The sequence below is a fragment of the Rothia sp. HC945 genome, from assembly GCF_051370785.1.
In the GTDB taxonomy this organism is placed as follows: domain Bacteria; phylum Actinomycetota; class Actinomycetes; order Actinomycetales; family Micrococcaceae; genus Rothia.
On record NZ_JBFCSN010000001.1, the window covers coordinates 1,882,483 to 1,899,733 of the forward strand.

Consider the following 17,251-nt stretch of genomic DNA (forward strand, 5'->3'; position numbering starts at 1 on the left):
GCTTCGTCCTGCGACCGCTCCATCCTGTGGCCGACTGGCCCGAGAGGGCGACCCCTCAGCGGGACAGCAGCGAGTGGGTGTACTGGCTGGCCATGCGGACCGGAGCGTTGGGGGCGCCGTAGCCGCTGTATCCGTCCAACCGCTGCACGACCTCGAAGAACAGGCTTCCCACGGTCTGCGTGTAGAAGTGCAGGAATTCCCCGTGATCGTCCCTGTCGTACAGGAGGTTCAGGGAGGAGAGCTCCTCGATGGTGGCATCGCTCAGATTGAACCGGGCACGCAGGTCTTCGTAGTAGTTGTGCGGGATCGGCAGGAACCGCAGCCCGGAAGACTGGGCCCTCCGGGCCAGACGGACCACGTCGGTGCAAGCGAACGCGATGTGCTCGACCTCGGGTTCATTGCCCAAGTCCGGGGCCACATTCAACGGGAGCCGAACGCTGCCGGATTCATTGCGTACGACCTGCGAACTGACCAGCCCGGTCGGCCCGGGGACGTCTTGGGACGGCTGGACCGTGAGCCCCAGGGCCGCACGGTAGAACAGCACGGACTCGGGATAGTGGTGTTTGGGCTGGGCCAGATTCACGTGGTCAATCCCCGTGATGAGGGGCAGATCGTGATCCGTTTCGGGGTCCGGCCGACGGCGTGCGGCGACGTCGAGGTGATCCGGCCAGGAGAATTCCGTGAGCCACCTGTCGCCCCCGGCTGACTGGGGCGGGCAGAAGAAGATCTCGGTACCATCCGGTGCGAGGTAGGCGGGGAACGGCTGTTCTCCTTCTCGGGTCACGCGGGGGACTTCGGGGACCATCAGGGCCGAGGCGTGCGCGGCTGCGGCGTCGTCGTGCTGGACCTCGAAGCCGAGGGAGGCCATGCTCGGTGCATCTTGTGCGCGCGGTTCTTCGTTGATGACCACGCGGGCGTCCCCATGCTCCCAGAGCTGAACCGGTTTGCTCGTGTGTCGTCCACGGTGGTTGAACCCCAGGTGGGACAGGAGCACTTCGACCTGTTCCGTCTCCTGGCCGCGGACCTCCGCCCACGTGATGCCCTGGGGCGCCACGGCGCCCGGCAACCTGGTGAGTTCGCCGATCCGGGCGGTCGCCCGGATCACGTTCGTGTTGGTTCCTGTCGAGGCCTTGAGCGTGCGCGCCGTCCGGTCCTGAAGCCAGATCAGGGAGCGCAGGGCGTCGACCGCGGTGCGGTGGACGCGCGTCTGCCGGAAGGAGTCGTTGAAGATTTCGAGGGAGAGGGGGCCGGAATATCCTCCGGCCAAGAGCTTGATCATGAAATCCACGAGGTCGAATCCGCCTTCGCCCGGGAAGACCCGGAAGTGGCGGGACCACGAGAGGACGTCCAGGGACATCAGCGGGGCGTCCGCGAGCTGGACGAAGAAGACCTTGTCGCCGGGGATGTCAGGAACGGTCTCGGTCGACCACTGCCGCGACAGGATATGGAAGGTGTCGAGGCAGACGCCCAGGTTCTCCCGGTCGGCCGCCTCGACCAGGCGCCACGAGTGCTCGAAGTCGTTGACGAATCTGCCCCACGCCAAAGCCTCGTAGGCGAGACGGATCCCGTAGTTTGCGGCGAGGTCGGCCATGCGTGCCAGCTGGGAGGCGACGACGGCGTCGTCGTCCACGGTGGCGGTCCCGGCGTTGGAGGGGATGAGCATGAGGTCCATCCCCAGGCGATTCATGAGGCGGAACTTCTCCTCGACCCGGCGGAGCGTGTCCTGGAACACCTGCTCCTCGGTCCCCTCGGCATCCCGGAACGGTTGGTACAGGTCGAGGGTGAGTCCGAGCTCGGCGGCGTAGCCGCGAATCTGCTCCGGCGTCTCGGGCGCGACGACGAGGTCCTGCTCGAAGACCTCGATGCCGTCGAACCCGGCGGCTGATGCCGCTCGCATCTTCTGGCGCAGGGATCCGGAGAGGCAGACGGTGGCGATCGACGTTCTCACAGCGATTCTCCTTGTTGGGCGGCGATGAGTCGTTCGAAGTGGGTTCGCATGGATGCGTCGTCGGGGCGGATCCCGGTGATGAGTTCGAAGGCGTCGACGGCCTGGCCCACGGCCATGTAGCCGCCCGGAAGGACCCTGCATCCGAGGTCCCGCGCCCGCCGAATGAGGGCGGTTTCCTGCGGGAGGTAGATGACGTCGGCGACCCACAGTTCGGGCCGCAAAAGATCAAGATCCAGCGGAGCTCCGGGGTGGTGGTGCATTCCGATGGGCGTCGCGTTGACCAGGCCGTCCGCCGCCCTCACGGCGTCGGGAAGGGTCTCGGGAGCGAGAGCGTCCACGGTCGCCCCGGGGAACTGGGCCGACAGCTCGCGGGCCTTGGCCTCGGCGCGGGAGCGGTCGAGGTCGTACAGGGACAGGTGGCCGACGCCGCGGGGGAGCAGAGCATAGGCCGTGGCCGAACCGGCACCGCCCGTGCCGAGCTGGACGACGTCGTCGAGGCTCGCTCCGGGCAGGCCCTGATCGAACGCGTGGGCGAATCCCGAGAAGTCCGTGTTGTGCCCGATGAGACGCCCGTTCTCCCGAACCACGGTGTTGACCGCGCCGAGACGCTCGGCATCGGGGGCGAGTTCGTCCAGGTGCTCAATGATGGACTGTTTGCAGGGGAACGTGATGTTGAAGGCGTTGAAACCCAGTTCGAGGGCGGTCTTCATGAGCTGCGGGGCGCGGTCGACGCCGTCGGCAATGGTGTCCAGATCGATGGGGCGGTAGATGTACCGCAGGCCCAGACGATCCGCCGCCTCCTCGTGCATCGGGGCACTGAGCGTCGCGGTGATTCCGCTGCCGATCAGTCCGACTACATATGATTCGCCCACTAGGCTCATAACGCTCCGATCCTTCCGGCCACGACGTACCATCTTCACGGTACCCAGTCCACGGGTCGTATGGCGCATGGACGTTCGAATGGCGCACAGGTTGAGGGGTGGGTGGCGACCTCTCGCTCTCTGGCCGCGAGGTGGCGGTTTTGTGCGTTCATTCCGGCGAGGTGGCAGTTTTGGGACGTTTTCGGGTCGAAAACTGCACGGGAGTGCCACCTCGCCGCGGACTCTGCACAAGACTGCCACCTCGAGGCCGCCCCGAGAGGCCTCACCGAAAACTCATGCGTCAGTTGAAGCAAGACGTCTGACGGTGTCCCGGATCCGTTCGGCATGCGCGTAGATGTCCTCGATGTTCTCAAGCAATACACGGGTTTCCGTCTTGTTCTCGTCGAAAAGACCCAAGTATTTCTTCGATTTGCCATTGAAGTGGAGGCGGGCCACGGTCCGGCGGTTGTTGTCATCGAGCAGGATCGCGAAGTACGACTTGCTGTCTCGTTGCGTGATCCTTTGCGGTTTCACCTCGCTGCACGCTATAGCTTTGACGATCTGGTAGCCGGCGAGCTCCTCCTCCGTGGTGACGACGCCTGGCTTGCCCAAATCGCCTTCTGGTTTTGTCGATTCCTCCGAGGTTGATGATCCGGCATCGACGGGGTCGTGGGGCTCCGGAGCCTCGCTGTCCTTGAGCGCAACGGACAGTCGCTCATTGACTCTTTCTTTGAGGAATTGTTTGCTCGCCTTGGAGACCAGCCCCGCAAACATCTTCAGGTTGTCCACGGTGCCGCGGCGTTCGGAGACCCTCCCCATGAGCATCCTGACAAGCTCTGGGCTCGGGTCGCGGAACTCCGTTGCCAGTTCCCGCTTCAGCGCTCCGACGTATTTGAGTTCCTCTGCCGAGTTCAACACCGAATCGAGATTGAAATCCTCCTTGGTGATTTTTCTCAGCGCAGGCAACATGCTCTCGTCGATGTTCAGCAAATCCAGAACAAGGAATGGCTGTCGGTCCATGATGTTGGGCGAGTCCAGGTCGCTGTAGAAATTGAAAATCCGTCCGTTGGTCAGAATCCCGATGCGCGCGTTCGTCACGGAAAAATACCGGAAAAGCTGCGAGGCGTGGTTGAGGTTCAGGGGCTCTTCAAGCTGTTTGCACTCGATGAGAATCTTTACCTCGGCGTCATTCATGATCGCGTAATCGACCTTTTCGCCCTTCTTGGTTCCGTGGTCCGCGGTGTATTCGGGGACGACTTCCAAGGGGTTGAAGATGTCGTAGCCCAGGACCTGAGAGATAAAGGGCATGATGAAAGCATTTTTGGTCGCTTCTTCGGATTTTATTGAGCCCTGTTGGGCACGGAGCTTGGTGGCGAGCTCTTTCAGATTGTCCTCGAACGGCATCGTGGGTCCTCCAGGAGGTTCGGGCGCAGCGGGATCTGCGGTGAGGTGAGACTTAGTGTAAACCAAAGTGACATAAGTTACATATACCGACCGGGCCGCTTCGTAGACTGGCCGCATGGCAACTCCCGAAGGAACCTTGAACTGGACCCCGCTCCTGGACGCTCAGGAGCTCGTGGCGCAGCCGGTGGCCGACGCCGCCCGGGCCGGGGCCGTGCCCGGAGCCCGCGTGGCTGCGATCAGCGAGACTCTGGCGGATACCGCCGAGTTCTGCGAGGCGTACGACGTCGCCCCGGAGGCCTCCGCGAACTGCGTGATCGTGCGCGGCAAACGGGGTGAATCCGTGACCGATGCAGCCGTGATCGTCCTCGCGACGGATCGGGCCGACGTCAACAAGACGGTGGTTTTCATTTTGGCGTTGTGGGCTTTCTGCACTGGCATGTTCATCATCGCGGTTCTACCACCGTCGGCAGAAGAGCCGTTCGAGCATCATCCATTTTGGACCTGGAAGGGATCGCTCTTCACCGTCGTCGGCCTTGGTTTAGGTCTCGGGTTGATAGTGTCACTTGCTTGGGATGGTCTGAAAGCATTGTGCGAATGGATGAGCGGCCGTAATCGGTCAAAACAGCGTCCCTTGATCTCGGGGGAGTCCAAGCATTAAGGCCTTGATTGCCTCGCGGTCGTAGCCGTTTGCGATGACCAGATCTCGTAGAGCGCGCGCCTTCGGCGCGCGCTCTTTCTTGCTCTCGTACCGGAAGAACTCAGCCGCGGCTTGCCTGTTGTGGCGGCCGCGGGTCGCGCGGTCTGCCATGTTTGATTCGCGGGTTCCAATGTGGAGGTGTGAGCTCTCGCCGGCCTCGGATCGAAAACAAATAGGGTTGTCGCAGATGTGGCACGCTTCGTATGTTTTGATTGCTTCGAGCCCGTCGTGGACAAGTGCCAGCGCGTAGCGGTGGGCGCGGACCATCTTCTGCTCGCCAGTGGTCGGTGTGGTCCAGAATTGTCCGTAACCGTCGTCGCCAATTGCGCCGGTCCATATCCAACAGTCGGCCGAGTCTGGCCCCTTGACGACTTTGGACCAGAAACGTTCCTGCTCATGGCTCATGATCTCGACTCTAGCCCTGGGTACAAGGACATCACAGGAGATCTTTTGGAGAAGCTAGGTCTCCCGTGGCTTCTCACTTTTGGGATAACGGCCGGGTCGTCGCTTGGCCCAGGAAACTTGCCATGTGTCGATGGTTTCTGTCGTCCATCCGGAGACATCGCCTATGTGAGCGTCCGCTGGTGGCATGCTGCGTTTAATGAGCGCCTGGACTGAGATTCCGCATCGAGCGGCAGCTTCATTCATGCTCAAAAACGTTTGTGGCGTAGACTGAACCATGCCCGTCCTTTCGGGTGCTGGCCCCGGTATTCTGCCCCCGCATCTGCGGGTTTACCGGGGTCTTTTTCGTGACTTCAACATCAAAATCAGGCGGTCGCGATGACTACTCAACGGGACATGGCGCGCGCCCTCGGTGGTACTACTGACTCTCAGCGGTCACGGTCAGCTTCGCGTTCTCCTCGCTGGACTTCCTCCGGGTGTGAGCAGTAGGCCCGCCCCTCGCGTGCGCAGACCAGGCAAGCCCTGGCCTCAGCGGCCTCGCACGTGCGTCATTGTTCCACCTACTCGATATAGAGATCTTCGATCCATCCGCCCGGCCCGACGAATTCGAGCGTCAAATCGGGCTTCCAGTGGGGCCGGTAGTCGGCGGAGCTCTTTTTGTCCCGTCAGTTTCAGTTTCGGTGCCGGTGCTCTCCCCTGTTAGCGGACGCGTTTGATGCTCTCGCGGGCCCGTTCGATCAACTGCTCCCGTTGCATCCGTGCCAGAGCAAGATTCACATGGACGACGAATTTACCCATCGCGGTCCCGCTATCCAGACCGACATCCTGGGCCTGGACACGGAAACCGCGTCCGTCGAGGTCCATGAGGGTTTTAGGGCATCGATCATGGAGCGGCCGAGTTGGTCGATGCGGGTCATCAAGAGAAGGTCACCCTCGCGCACATATTAGAATAATCTCCCTAACTAGAATAAATCCCACATATACCAAAAAACCTCCTGGTGATTGAATCACGACTTGCTTACTTTGTAAGTTCGACGGTATTCTAGAGCGCTGAATCGCCGGAAAATTCCTTTATCGATCTCGTTATACACCTCAGGGACATAATGGAACGGCGCGAGGCCCCATTGGTGATCCGGGTCTCCAAGGACCTCGCATTCCACCTTCAGTATGGAGAACCCGAGGGACTCGAGGTGGTAGTAGTACGGAACGAACTTCTTGTTCGCTTCACCGGCCGTGATGCCCATACTTGCCGGAACACCCTCTCCGCCCCGGCTTCGAACGGCCCAGGGGACCTGGATGACAACAACCTTGTCCCACAGGTCTCGCTTCCGCAGCTCTCGGGCGAATTCGTCGGCAGCGGCCGTCCACGCGTCGAAATGAACACTCGAACCGAACGGGATCTTCTCCCCCTGGTCCATCCGTTCCTGCACGGCCTTGCTCGACATGGAGTCCATCGATCGAGTGACCACGTCCCCGCTCGGTAGAACGCAGACGCCGTGCCTCTCGTCGATCAGGTCCCAGAGCAGTATGTCGAATTCTCCGGCGCTCTCGAGCTGTTCCCAAAGGTCTCCGGCCCAGTCTCCACGGACCATCCGTTCCTGGAAGGCGTGTTTCAGCCCCAGCTCTTCGGGCAGGAGATCGGACCCATCACGGCCCACCGAAATCAGTGATTGACGGGCAACGTATTTCGGAAGCTCGAACCGACCCTGGCCGAGATGCTCAACGGCATCTCTGGAAACACACGAACCGTAGACAGCGATCCTGGGGACGGCCGCATTCTTACCACTGGTCACATCCGCACCTTCCTTCCTTGGCCACCGATTCTGTTGCCGGCAAACCGCTAGACTTATGGGGCCACACCCAGGAAAATGCGCCCCACTTGGAGTTTTGATGCCAGCACGTCGTCTTCCCGACTTAAGCCATCTTCGTAGAATAGCTTGGCATTGGCGTCGGGGAGGCATCGAGCAGGCTCGCACCTACCTGAGGCGGCAGCGCCTCGGCCTGAACGCGGAACAGCCCGCCCTCCGCCCCGCAACCGTCGCGGGGAGCGCTTCCCCGCAGAAGCACGAATCCGTCTCGGCCCGCAACGGGCTCGCAGGCTGGTCAAAGAGTACGACCCCGGCCGGATACACTCTGGACTTTCTGCCGACGCAGACCTCACGCAAGGAACCGACGTTCCCGGACATCCGCGTGGCAACGATCCTGGACGGCTTCTCCGAAACGGCGTGGGGACACGAATTCCCGATCCTGCCCGTCACACCCGATCAGTGGCGCGAACAACTCCTCGAGACCCCAGTGGACCTCTTGCTCGTCGAGTCGGCCTGGGCCGGCAACGGGGGGGTATGGCGATACCATCTCACGGGTTCCAAGGCGCCGTCAGAGCCCCTGCGCTCTCTGGTGGCGCACTGCCGGGACCAACAAGTCCCGACCGTCTTCTGGAACAAGGAGGATCCGCCCCACTTCGAAGATTTCCTGGAGACAGCCCGCCTCTTCGACGTCGCGCTGACCTCGGACAGCCGGCTCGTCGAGAAATACCGAGACCTGCTGGGCCACGACAGGGTCTTTCCCCTGTCCTTTGCGGCTCAACCGGCGGTTCACAATCCCATCCGTCCGCAGCACGGATTCCACGAACGCGATGTCGCATTTGCAGGAATGTACTTCGCGCACAAATTCCCCGAGCGCCGTGAGCAAATGCAACTCCTTCTCCAGGCGGCGCTGGACGCTTCGCCCCGCATGAAGCGCGGCCTGGAAATATTTTCCCGCTTCGTGGGCGACGACGACCGTTACCAATTTCCCGCTCCATTCTCGGATCGGGTCGTGGGCGGACTCGATTACGACAAAATGCTCACCGCGTACAAAGCATTCAAGGTATTTCTCAACGTCAATTCCGTGACCGATTCGCCGTCCATGTGCGCGCGTCGGGTCTTCGAGATCACGGCCTCCGGTACCCCGGTGATCACGACGGAGTCCGCGGCCATCCCCCGGTTCTTCTCCCCCGACCAGGTGCCGGTCGTTACCACGCGGGAAAACGCGCAGCACACGATCCGCGCGCTCGTGAGGTCGCCCGAACTGAACATGCGGACGGCCCACCTGGGGCAGCGGGAGATCTGGCGTCATCACACGTATGCCCACCGGATGGTCCAGGTTCTCGAGGCCGCCGGCCTCGTCGCCGACGCCGGCCGACGCACCTATCGCTCAAGACTCGAGCTTCCCTCAGTCAGCGCCCTCGTCAGCACCAACAGGCCGCACAAGCTTGACCATGTTCTGCAGACCCTCGGTGCCTTCGAGGACGTGGACCTCGAGGTCATACTGGTCGCCCACGGATTCAGCGTTGATGACGATCTGCTTCGGACCAGGGCTGCGGCCGCCGGGATCGAGAATCTCCGGGTCATCGAGGCCCCAGGATCGTGGTCTCTTGGCGAAGCCCTCAACGAGGCGATTGCCGCCGCCTCGGGAGAGGTCATGACCAAGATCGACGACGACGATCTCTACGGCCCCCAGTACATTGCGGATCTGTTGAGGGCGATGCGCTATTCGGGAGCCGACCTCGTGGGCAAGCAGGCCCACTACATGCACCTGGAGAGCCGCAACGCGACGATACTGCGATTCGCCGAACGGGAGCACCGGTGGACGGACTTCGTGATGGGCCCCACGATGACGGGCAAGGCCGAGCTCTTCCGGCGCATCGGTTTCAGCGGTCTCTCCAGGGGTGAGGACTCGGACTTCCTCAAGAGGGCGATATCGGCGGGCGCATCCATTTACTCGGCCGACCGGTTCAACTTCTGCCAGATGCGAAGCGGTGGCGGAACGGGACACGCCTGGGATGTCGACGACGTCGAGCTCCTCGCCACGGGTGAGGTCAGGTCCTTCGGCCTCCCGGTCGAGCACGTCGTGGCCTAAGAACCTCCAAAGCCGTTCAAATGTGACGAAGGTAGTTCGTTCCTACTAGTCAAACCGGTATAACATCGTTTATCGAACTAGTAGACGGCCGTATCGCAGGCCGCCCCGGTTGCTTGACTTCGCATTCGTATCATCGGATTTTCGCCCCGGTTCAGATAGAGGAATTTCGCCCTTATGACCCAACAATCAGTCGCATTTGTAGGCCTCGGATACATCGGCCTGCCCACATCCGTCACGATGGCCAACCACGGTGTCGAGGTCACGGGCGTGGACATCAATGAAGAGAACGTGGCCCGCATCAACCGCGGCGAGGTGACCATCGTCGAACCAGGGCTCGAAACGCACCTCGGCAAGGCCATCGAATCGGGAAACCTGACGGCAACCACCGTCATGCCTCATGCCGACGCCTACATCCTGGCCGTACCGACCCCCTTCGCCGAGAACTACGAAGGAAACCTGTCCTACGTCTTCGCCGCGGCGGAATCCATTGCGCCGCTGCTCGTCGGAGACGAACTGGTTATTCTCGAGTCCACGTCTCCCCCGCGTTCGACGCAGAAGATGGCCAAGAAGATTCTCGCGCTGCGCCCTGACCTGGTCGCCGACGGCACGCCCAACCCCGAGAACAAGCCCGTCATCTACTTCGCGCACTGCCCCGAGCGCATCCTGCCCGGCAATGCGATGGAAGAGCTCATCACCAACGACCGCATCATCGGTGGCCAGACCGAAGAAGCCACGCGACGCGCAACGGAAATCTACGCAACCTTCTGCACCGGCGAGCTCCTGCCGACCGATGACACGACGGCCGAAATGGCCAAGCTGACCGAGAACGCCTTCCGCGACGTCAACATTGCCTTCGCCAACGAGCTCGGACTGATTTCGGACAATCTCGGGATCAATGTCTGGGAACTCATCGAACTCGCCAATCACCATCCGCGCGTGAACATCCTGCAACCGGGCCCCGGCGTCGGCGGACACTGCATCGCCGTGGATCCGTGGTTCATCGTCGCGGCCGACCGCGAAAACTCTCATCTCATCCGAACGGCTCGGGAGGTCAACGACGGCAAGCCCCAATGGGTCGTCGACAAGACCAAGCACGCCGTGCAGGGCCTCGAGCACCCCACGGTGGCAGTCCTCGGCCTGTCTTTCAAGGCCGATATCGACGACCTGCGCATGTCACCGGCCTTGAACATTGCCGCGGACCTGGCTGGTTCGCTCCCCGACATCGATGTCCTCGCGGTCGAACCCAATATTTCCGCTCTGCCCGCCCAGCTCGGGGCCCTCGAGAACGTCCGCCTGGCGGAGCTGAAGGAGATCGAGTCGACTGATGTCGTTCTGCTTCTGGTCGATCACAAGGAGTTCAAGCAGCTCCCCGCGACGGCTCTGAAGGGCAAGACGATCATCGATACCAAGGGCATCTGGCGGTAGGAAGGCATGACCGATCACGGAGTGGCCCGCCACCTTTCTGAGACCGACACGACCATCAGATCGAAGCTCTCGGCCATCAAGAAGATGCGGCCCAATCAGGCTCGCATTGCGTACCGCGAACTTCTGGTGACCACTGGGCTGAATTCGGAAGTCCTGACCCATTATGGACGATTCCTGGTCGAATCTGCCGAGGCCCGGGCCGCCGAGGAGATCCTTGCGTTGGCTCTTGAGGTCGACGGCGCAAACGTGGACGCCCTGGAGCTGTTCATGGCCGTCCAGGGCGAGATCAAGGCCCATTCCTCCCGACAGCGTTGGGCCCTCAACCGCTTGGAAGAGGACATCCTCACGACGCCGCGCGCCCACCGTGCAGCCCTCGATTACATCATTCCTCACCGGCTGGACCGGAGCCTGCGGCTCCTGCGCCATTCGGAGGATACGGTGGTCCGGGCGGCTGTCAGACTCAACGCGGTGATGGGCGCGACGGCTCCTGAGGGCGAAACCTTGGCCACGGCCGTCGAAGGGCTTTCCCAGACCGACACGGATCGCGCGATGCTGATCGTCAGCATGGCCCGAGGGAGATCCGGCCTGGCCGAGAACGTCCTGCAGCGATGCGAGGTCTCGGCCGTCCCGGTCGATTCCGCGCGCCGCGCGATCCGGAGGACCCAGCAGACTCGCAAACCCGATCAGACGGAAATCTATGTCCGGGCCTATCTGAAGGCGCGTCCGAAGGATTCCTGGGGCAAGCAGCAGCTCGACAAGGTCGCCAAGGAACACACGTCGGACTACCAACTCTCCCTCCACGGCTTCCCGTTTTCCCCCACCGAGCACCGGCCGGTGTATGAGGCGCAGAAGAACAAGGTTCTGTACCTCCTCTACAACTCCTTGCCCTTTCATTCGGCCGGGTACGCAACCAGGTCCCAGGGGCTCATCCACGGACTCAACGAGCTCGGGTGGGACGTCGACGGCGTCACGCGCCTGGCATATCCCTATGACATGCCCGGCTACAAGGACGTCACCGAGGTTCCCGCCCTCGAGAACGTGGATGGGGTGGGCTACCACCGTCTTCTCCTGCCGGACCGCCAGATCATGCGCAAGAAGCCGGTGTACCCGTACACGCAGAAGTACGCGGAATCCGTGGAGGCCTTGGCCCGAGAGACCAAACCGGCCCTGATCCATGCCGCCTCGAACTACGTCAACGGCGTGACCGGTGTGCAGACCGCGCAGAAGCTCGGGCTTCCCTCCATCTACGAAATCCGTGGACTCTGGGAAATCACGCGCGTCTCGCGCGAACCGGATTGGGGGAATTCCGACCTGTACCGCCACATGGTCCGGATGGAGACCGACGCCGCCCGCCAGGCCACGAAGGTCCTGACCATCACCAACGCGCTGCGCGAGGAAATGATCGCGCGCGGCGTGGGCTCGGAGAAGATCACGGTCCTGCCGAACGGTGTGAACACCGACCGGTTCCAGCCCCTGCCGCGCGACGAGGCCCTCGCAGAACGGCTGGGCGTCCAGGGCAAGACCGTGATCGGGTACATCGGTTCGATCCTCGACTACGAGGGAATCGGCCTCATTCTCGAGGCGGCACGGCAACTTGCAGCCGAGAGGAACGACTTCCATGTCCTGGTCGTTGGTGACGGACCGGAGAAGCCCAAGCTCGAGGCCTTCGTCCGTGACGAGGGGTTGCAGAATTTCGTGACGTTCACGGGGCGGGTGCCTCACGCCGAAGTCGAGGGGCACTATTCGCTCATCGACATCGCGCCCTTCCCCCGGTTGCCCCTTCCGGTGTGCGAAATGGTCTCCCCGCTCAAACCCTTCGAGGCCATGGCCATGGGCAAGGCAGTGGTGGCCTCCGACGTCGCGGCCTTGGCCGAGATCGTCAGGCCCGGCGTGAATGGGCGCCTGCACCACAAGGGCGACGCCGACAACCTCAAGGAACAGCTCCAATTGCTCATGGACAACCCGGAGCACGCCCGGATGCTGGGAGTCCAGGCCCGCGACTGGGTCGTCGAGCACCACGACTGGAGAAAGCTGGCCGGTAGGGTTTCCGACATCTACTCGTCCCTCGTGACCTGATCCGTGCACCAGAACGAAGAGGTGAAACTGCCCATGGTCGATGTGGACGCTGCCCGCAAGCAGATTCTCAACCATCAACCGAACGACGAGAAGCTTGCGGCACTGAGGAACGCAGAAGTGCGTCTCTCTCCGCACCCGGCCTGGACGTTGCCGTCCCCCATGTCTTGGGATGCGGACCCCTTCGCAGACAGGAACTGGCGCTGTCAGCTGCACATGCTGCGATGGCTCGAACCGTACCGGACCGCTGGCTCCCAGGGGGACGAGGAAGCAACATCACGGTGGATCGATCTGGCCCATGACTGGTTCATCAACAACAGACCGCCGTGGTCCTCCGATCGCAGGTCACTGCCGGATGCGTGGAGCGACATGATCGAATCCGTTCGTGCGGTCCAGCTTGCGGAGGCGGTTCCGATGGTCGCCGAGAATCGTCCGGAGGAATTGCCCTGGCTGGTCGAGAGCTTGCGCGAGCATCTCGAATGGCTGTCTGACGCTTCGCGCCTCGGCCACGCCAACCACGCGCTTCACCAGCACGAAGGCCTCCTGGTGTGCGCTCTGGTCCTGGAGGACGACGACGCGATCGAACTCGCGCTTGCTCGGCTGAACGAGCTCTGCAGTGAGCAGTGGGACCACGAGGGCGTCAATGCCGAAGGCGCGATCGCATACCACCGCAACAACTTCATCTGGTGGAAGCGCCTGGCCTGGCGTCTGGAACAGGCTGGGCTCGAGGTGCCGGAGGCAATGCGGTCGCTCGAGAAGACCCCGGAGGAACTTGCCCACGCAACCCGTCCCGACGGCACGTTGGCGCCCATCGGAGACACCGACAACGCCGCCGCGACCACAATCGACCATCCGGCCTGCATCTACGTCACGTCCCGGGGCGCCAAGGGTTCTCCGCCCGCCGAAAAGGTACGGCTCTACCAGGACGGATACCTCTTCGGCCGCAGCGGTTGGGGAGAGTTCGAACGGGACATGGACCAGGAAACCTTCTTCTCGCTGGTCTTCGGCCGGTTCAAGGTGCACGGTCACGAAGACGGCGGATCGGTCACCTATTCGGCTCGTGGAGTCAACTGGATCACTGATCCGGGAAAGTATTCTTACACCCACGCGCATCCGTTCCGCAAGTACGTCATCGATCACGACCATCACACTCTCGTCCGGCTCGAGGACGAGAGGAGAAAACGACGTGAATCCGTCGACCTGGTCTCGTCCCACCTGTCCGGCTCCGTGTGGGAGGCGATGGTCGAGGACTCCGCCTACGAAGGCACACGCATTCGCCGGCGCGTCGCATACTCCACGAGCGGAGAGTACCTCGTCGTCGTGGACACGGTTCGCAGCGACAGACAGGTCACGGCCGTGCAGCGCTGGCAGCTCGGCCCGAACGTCCAGGCCGTCAAGGAAGGCGGGGCCGTCCGGCTCCACTGTGACGGAGAATCCGCTCTCCTCGCGCCCTTCGGCATCACACCGGAGTGCTCGATCCTCGAGGCCACAGAAGACGAGGACGACTGGACGGGCACCATAGCGACCGGCTGGAAGAGAACCGCCTCCGCGCCTGTCGTCGAGTTCTCCAGGACCGGAGACGCGTTCCGGTTCATCACCGTAGTGGCCGCTGGCCATCGGAAGTCCCCAACCGCCGTGAACCTCAGCGGGCTCCCTGCCGGATACTTCGGGCTGAAGGTCTCCAACGGCACCGTCACGGAGAAGATCGTTTTCGGCCACACCTCGCGGTATGTCTTCGACGGCGACGCCGAGGCCGAAACCATTACCGCTGCGCTGGAATCCGCTGCCGCCAGGAAGCAGGACGAGCCCGAGGCCGTTCACGCAGATACGTCCAGGGCCGAGGCTCTGGAGCTCGTGGAGCGCACTCGAGATGCCGCGTGGAGCACCAATGCCGAGGGACGTCGCAACCTCCTGAGCAGCTTCCGTGACCATGCCGCGTCCCTCGGGCTTCCCCAGCATCTGGATATGGGGCTCGCATCGGTCGCAGCCGACCTCGACCCGCGGTCCGAGCCGGGACAGTACGGCGCACGCGGTGGCAGAGGTGCCTTACTGAACTGGTCGGACGATGCTTCGTGGAGACCGACCTTCTACGACATTCCGGTGGTTTCCCACCATGGTGTTCTCGATCCGCAACGAATCACGAAGAAGCCGGCCGTGCACACGGTCGACCTCGGACGTCTGGTTCTGCCGTTGGTTGTCGCCCCAGACCCCGGGGCAACACTCACGGTCCAGTTCCACGGCGCGATTGATCGGAACAAGACCAGAATCCCGATCTTCCAGCGCCTCGAATTCCAGCGGACTCTCGAGGTCGGCCCCACGATGAACATCGCTGACCCGACTCTCGACCTCGCTTCGACATTGCGTCTCGGATGGTACATGGGCGTAGACGATCTCGACCTGCACGCGATCATCGCCCGGCAGATCAGGGCAGCGGCAGACGCTCTCGGCACGGAGAACATCGTTATCCAGGGCGGTTCCGGTGGAGGGTTCGCGGCTCTCCAAGTAGGCGCTTTCCTTCCCGAAGCAAGTGTGGTCGCGTTCAACCCCCAGACTGACGTGCGCAAGTACCACGCCCACTCCGCTTCGGACGCGTTCGAGGTATCCTTCGGTAGCAGAACGGCACCCACTGAGGAGAGCCTGGTACGGCGCCTCAGCGTGATCGACAGGATTGCACACGCCGGATCCGTGGGCCGGCTCTACCTGGTCACCAACACCGGGGACACGTTCCATGCGGAGGTCCACGAGCAGCCCCTCTCCCGTTTCCTGGACGAGAACCAGGTCGCGGAGTCCCACGAAACCATCCGGTTCGACCTGGGACCCGGCCACCGGTCCCCGGACAACATGCAGTACGCGGAGGTGCTGGCCCGCGTCTACGCGGACCTGGGGATCGAGATCTGAAAACCCTGTAGGAGCTGCGGGCAAAGCTGCTCTTGAGAGGAAGAGGCCGGGCCCAGGGGGCGCGGCCCGGCCTCTTCCTCTCAGTTCAGCGGTTCAGTGCTGGAGCTCGAGCAAAAGCCTTTGCAATTCTCGGAGCTTGGCCTCATGGCGTTTCGTCTCCTCACGCATGGCATCTGCTGCGAGTTCGACGGTCTCACGGTTTTCTCCACGAGCTTGGTCGACAGCGGCCGAAAGATCTGTGCCCCATCGGTCCTGACGTTCCCTCAGGTTGCGGATTTCGGTCTGAAAATTCCACAGGCCCCGGCGCTGGTACATGGCGAAGCGGAACCAGCCGATTCCCAGGACCACGAGCCCGACGATCAACACCATGGATCCGACCCACGAACCGTGGACGATCGCGAACAGGATGACACCCACGAGAATCAGGATCATCCCCGCTCCCGAGAGGAGAAGACTACGTCGAGTTTGGGTCACTGTTCGCTCCTTGCTTGCGAGGTCGGGGAGAAGACAGCCATCCGTTGTCCCAAGCCGAAGAAGGATTCGAGGGCGGCCACTGTGCGAGAAGCGGCTTTGCCGTCGCCGTAGGGATTGACCGCGTTGGCCATCGACCGGAAATGCTCCGGGTCCCGCATCAGACGGCTGGACTCCTCGACAATGGTTTCGTAACGGGTGCCGATCAGCCGCACTGTACCGGACTCGACAGCCTCCGGTCGCTCGGTGTTCTCACGAAGCACCAGAACCGGTATGCCCAGGCTCGGGGCCTCTTCCTGCACTCCGCCCGAATCGGTCAGCACGAACCGGGCCGCGGAGATGAGGTGCGTGAACTCTGCATAGTCCAGGGGTTCCACGGTCAGCACGTTGTCGATCCCCTCGATCTGAGGCATGACAACCTCGCGGACCTTCGGGTTCTTGTGGATCGGCAGCACGAAGCAGTACTCGGGGTGCTCGACCGCCAAGTAGTTGACCGCCCGCCCGATCTGGACCATGTTTTCGCCCAAATTCTCACGGCGATGAGTCGTCACCAAGACCATGGGCTTGTCCGACGCCGCGAATTCTTCCAAACGAGGATCGGTAAAGGGGACAGGCTTTTCCACAGCCGCCATCAGGGCATCAATCACGGTGTTGCCAGTGACCACGATGTCGCCTTCGGCGACGCCCTCGGCCAGCAGGTTGTTCTTGGACTCGGCCGTGGGCGCCAAGTGGACGCGGGCGACCTGCGCCGTCAGTTTGCGGTTGGCCTCTTCCGGGAACGGTGAATCAATATCGCCCGAGCGCAGACCCGCTTCCACGTGGACCACCGGAATGCGACGGTTGAAAGAAGCGATGGACGCACCCATCACGGTGGACGTATCGCCTTGGACAATGACGGCGTCCGGCTCGTGGGCGGCCAGTTGCTCGTCGATACCCGTGATCACCTTTGCCAAGATCTGGTTCAGGGTTTGGTCCTGGGTCATGATCGCCAGGTCGGCGACCGGCTCGATGCCGAAGAGATCGTTGACCTGCTTGAGCATTTCCCTGTGCTGTCCAGTCACGACCGGGAGGCTCTCGAAATGCTCCGATTCCTCGAGTGCCTTGATCACCGGAGCCACCTTGATGGCCTCCGGACGTGTTCCGTAAATGGTCATGATGCGCTTCATGAGATCT

At 62.4% G+C, this 17,251-nt stretch carries 13 protein-coding genes; 5 read left to right on the plus strand and 8 right to left on the minus strand.

Going from position 1 to position 17,251, the window contains the following annotated elements; genetic code table 11:
- Positions 1–55: 55 nt before the first annotated feature.
- The 3 genes from AB0Y14_RS08365 to AB0Y14_RS08375 form a co-directional block, all read right to left on the minus strand.
- Positions 56–1,948 carry a bifunctional sugar phosphate isomerase/epimerase/4-hydroxyphenylpyruvate dioxygenase family protein gene (locus AB0Y14_RS08365; protein ID WP_436588738.1) on the minus strand — a complete coding sequence of 631 codons (1,893 nt, stop codon included), beginning with the start codon at positions 1,946–1,948 and terminating at the stop codon, positions 56–58.
- Complete coding sequence (locus AB0Y14_RS08370) at positions 1,945–2,829, minus strand: shikimate dehydrogenase (protein WP_436588739.1); 885 nt, start codon at positions 2,827–2,829, stop codon at positions 1,945–1,947. Before AB0Y14_RS08370 ends, AB0Y14_RS08365 begins: the two co-directional genes overlap by 4 nt.
- Before the next feature lie 273 nt (positions 2,830–3,102).
- Positions 3,103–4,212 (minus strand): type I restriction endonuclease, encoded by a 1,110-nt coding sequence (locus AB0Y14_RS08375; RefSeq protein WP_436588740.1) that lies wholly within the window; start codon positions 4,210–4,212, stop codon positions 3,103–3,105.
- 115 nt (positions 4,213–4,327) lie between these two features.
- On the opposite strand from AB0Y14_RS08375, the gene AB0Y14_RS08380 reads away from it, so the two are divergent.
- Positions 4,328–4,870 carry a hypothetical protein gene (locus AB0Y14_RS08380; RefSeq protein WP_436588741.1) on the plus strand — a complete coding sequence of 181 codons (543 nt, stop codon included), beginning with the start codon at positions 4,328–4,330 and terminating at the stop codon, positions 4,868–4,870.
- On the opposite strand, the gene AB0Y14_RS08385 is transcribed toward AB0Y14_RS08380, so the two are convergent.
- The 3 genes from AB0Y14_RS08385 to AB0Y14_RS08395 form a co-directional block, all read right to left on the minus strand.
- Entirely contained in the window at positions 4,829–5,314 is a 486-nt protein-coding gene (locus AB0Y14_RS08385; RefSeq protein WP_436588742.1) for a hypothetical protein, read from the minus strand. The genes AB0Y14_RS08380 and AB0Y14_RS08385 overlap by 42 nt on opposite strands.
- A gap of 696 nt (positions 5,315–6,010) precedes the next feature.
- A complete protein-coding gene (locus AB0Y14_RS08390; protein WP_436588743.1) occupies positions 6,011–6,175 on the minus strand; it encodes a recombinase family protein in 165 nt (54 codons plus the stop codon).
- A 143-nt stretch (positions 6,176–6,318) separates the two neighbouring features.
- Positions 6,319–7,104, minus strand: a complete 786-nt coding sequence (locus tag AB0Y14_RS08395; protein ID WP_397556190.1) for a DUF6270 domain-containing protein — start codon at positions 7,102–7,104, stop codon at positions 6,319–6,321.
- Between the two features lie 97 nt (positions 7,105–7,201).
- On the opposite strand from AB0Y14_RS08395, the gene AB0Y14_RS08400 reads away from it, so the two are divergent.
- The 4 genes from AB0Y14_RS08400 to AB0Y14_RS08415 all read left to right on the plus strand — a co-directional run bounded on the left by AB0Y14_RS08400 (position 7,202) and on the right by AB0Y14_RS08415 (position 15,607).
- Positions 7,202–9,211 (plus strand): glycosyltransferase family protein, encoded by a 2,010-nt coding sequence (locus AB0Y14_RS08400; protein WP_436588744.1) that lies wholly within the window; start codon positions 7,202–7,204, stop codon positions 9,209–9,211.
- Between the two features lie 174 nt (positions 9,212–9,385).
- Positions 9,386–10,636 (plus strand): UDP-N-acetyl-D-mannosamine dehydrogenase, encoded by a 1,251-nt coding sequence (gene wecC / locus AB0Y14_RS08405; protein WP_436588745.1) that lies wholly within the window; start codon positions 9,386–9,388, stop codon positions 10,634–10,636.
- Positions 10,637–10,642: 6 nt separating this feature from the next.
- Complete coding sequence (locus AB0Y14_RS08410) at positions 10,643–12,712, plus strand: glycosyltransferase family 4 protein (protein WP_436588746.1); 2,070 nt, start codon at positions 10,643–10,645, stop codon at positions 12,710–12,712.
- Between the two features lie 33 nt (positions 12,713–12,745).
- Positions 12,746–15,607, plus strand: coding sequence for a heparinase II/III domain-containing protein (locus AB0Y14_RS08415; RefSeq protein WP_436588747.1), 2,862 nt, complete (start codon positions 12,746–12,748; stop codon positions 15,605–15,607).
- Between the two features lie 93 nt (positions 15,608–15,700).
- On the opposite strand, the gene AB0Y14_RS08420 is transcribed toward AB0Y14_RS08415, so the two are convergent.
- Entirely contained in the window at positions 15,701–16,081 is a 381-nt protein-coding gene (locus AB0Y14_RS08420) for a hypothetical protein (RefSeq protein ID WP_436588748.1), read from the minus strand.
- Positions 16,078–17,244: a non-hydrolyzing UDP-N-acetylglucosamine 2-epimerase gene (gene wecB, locus AB0Y14_RS08425; protein WP_436588749.1), complete on the minus strand. Its 1,167-nt coding sequence runs from the start codon at positions 17,242–17,244 to the stop codon at positions 16,078–16,080. Before wecB ends, AB0Y14_RS08420 begins: the two co-directional genes overlap by 4 nt.
- Positions 17,245–17,251 lie beyond the last annotated feature (7 nt).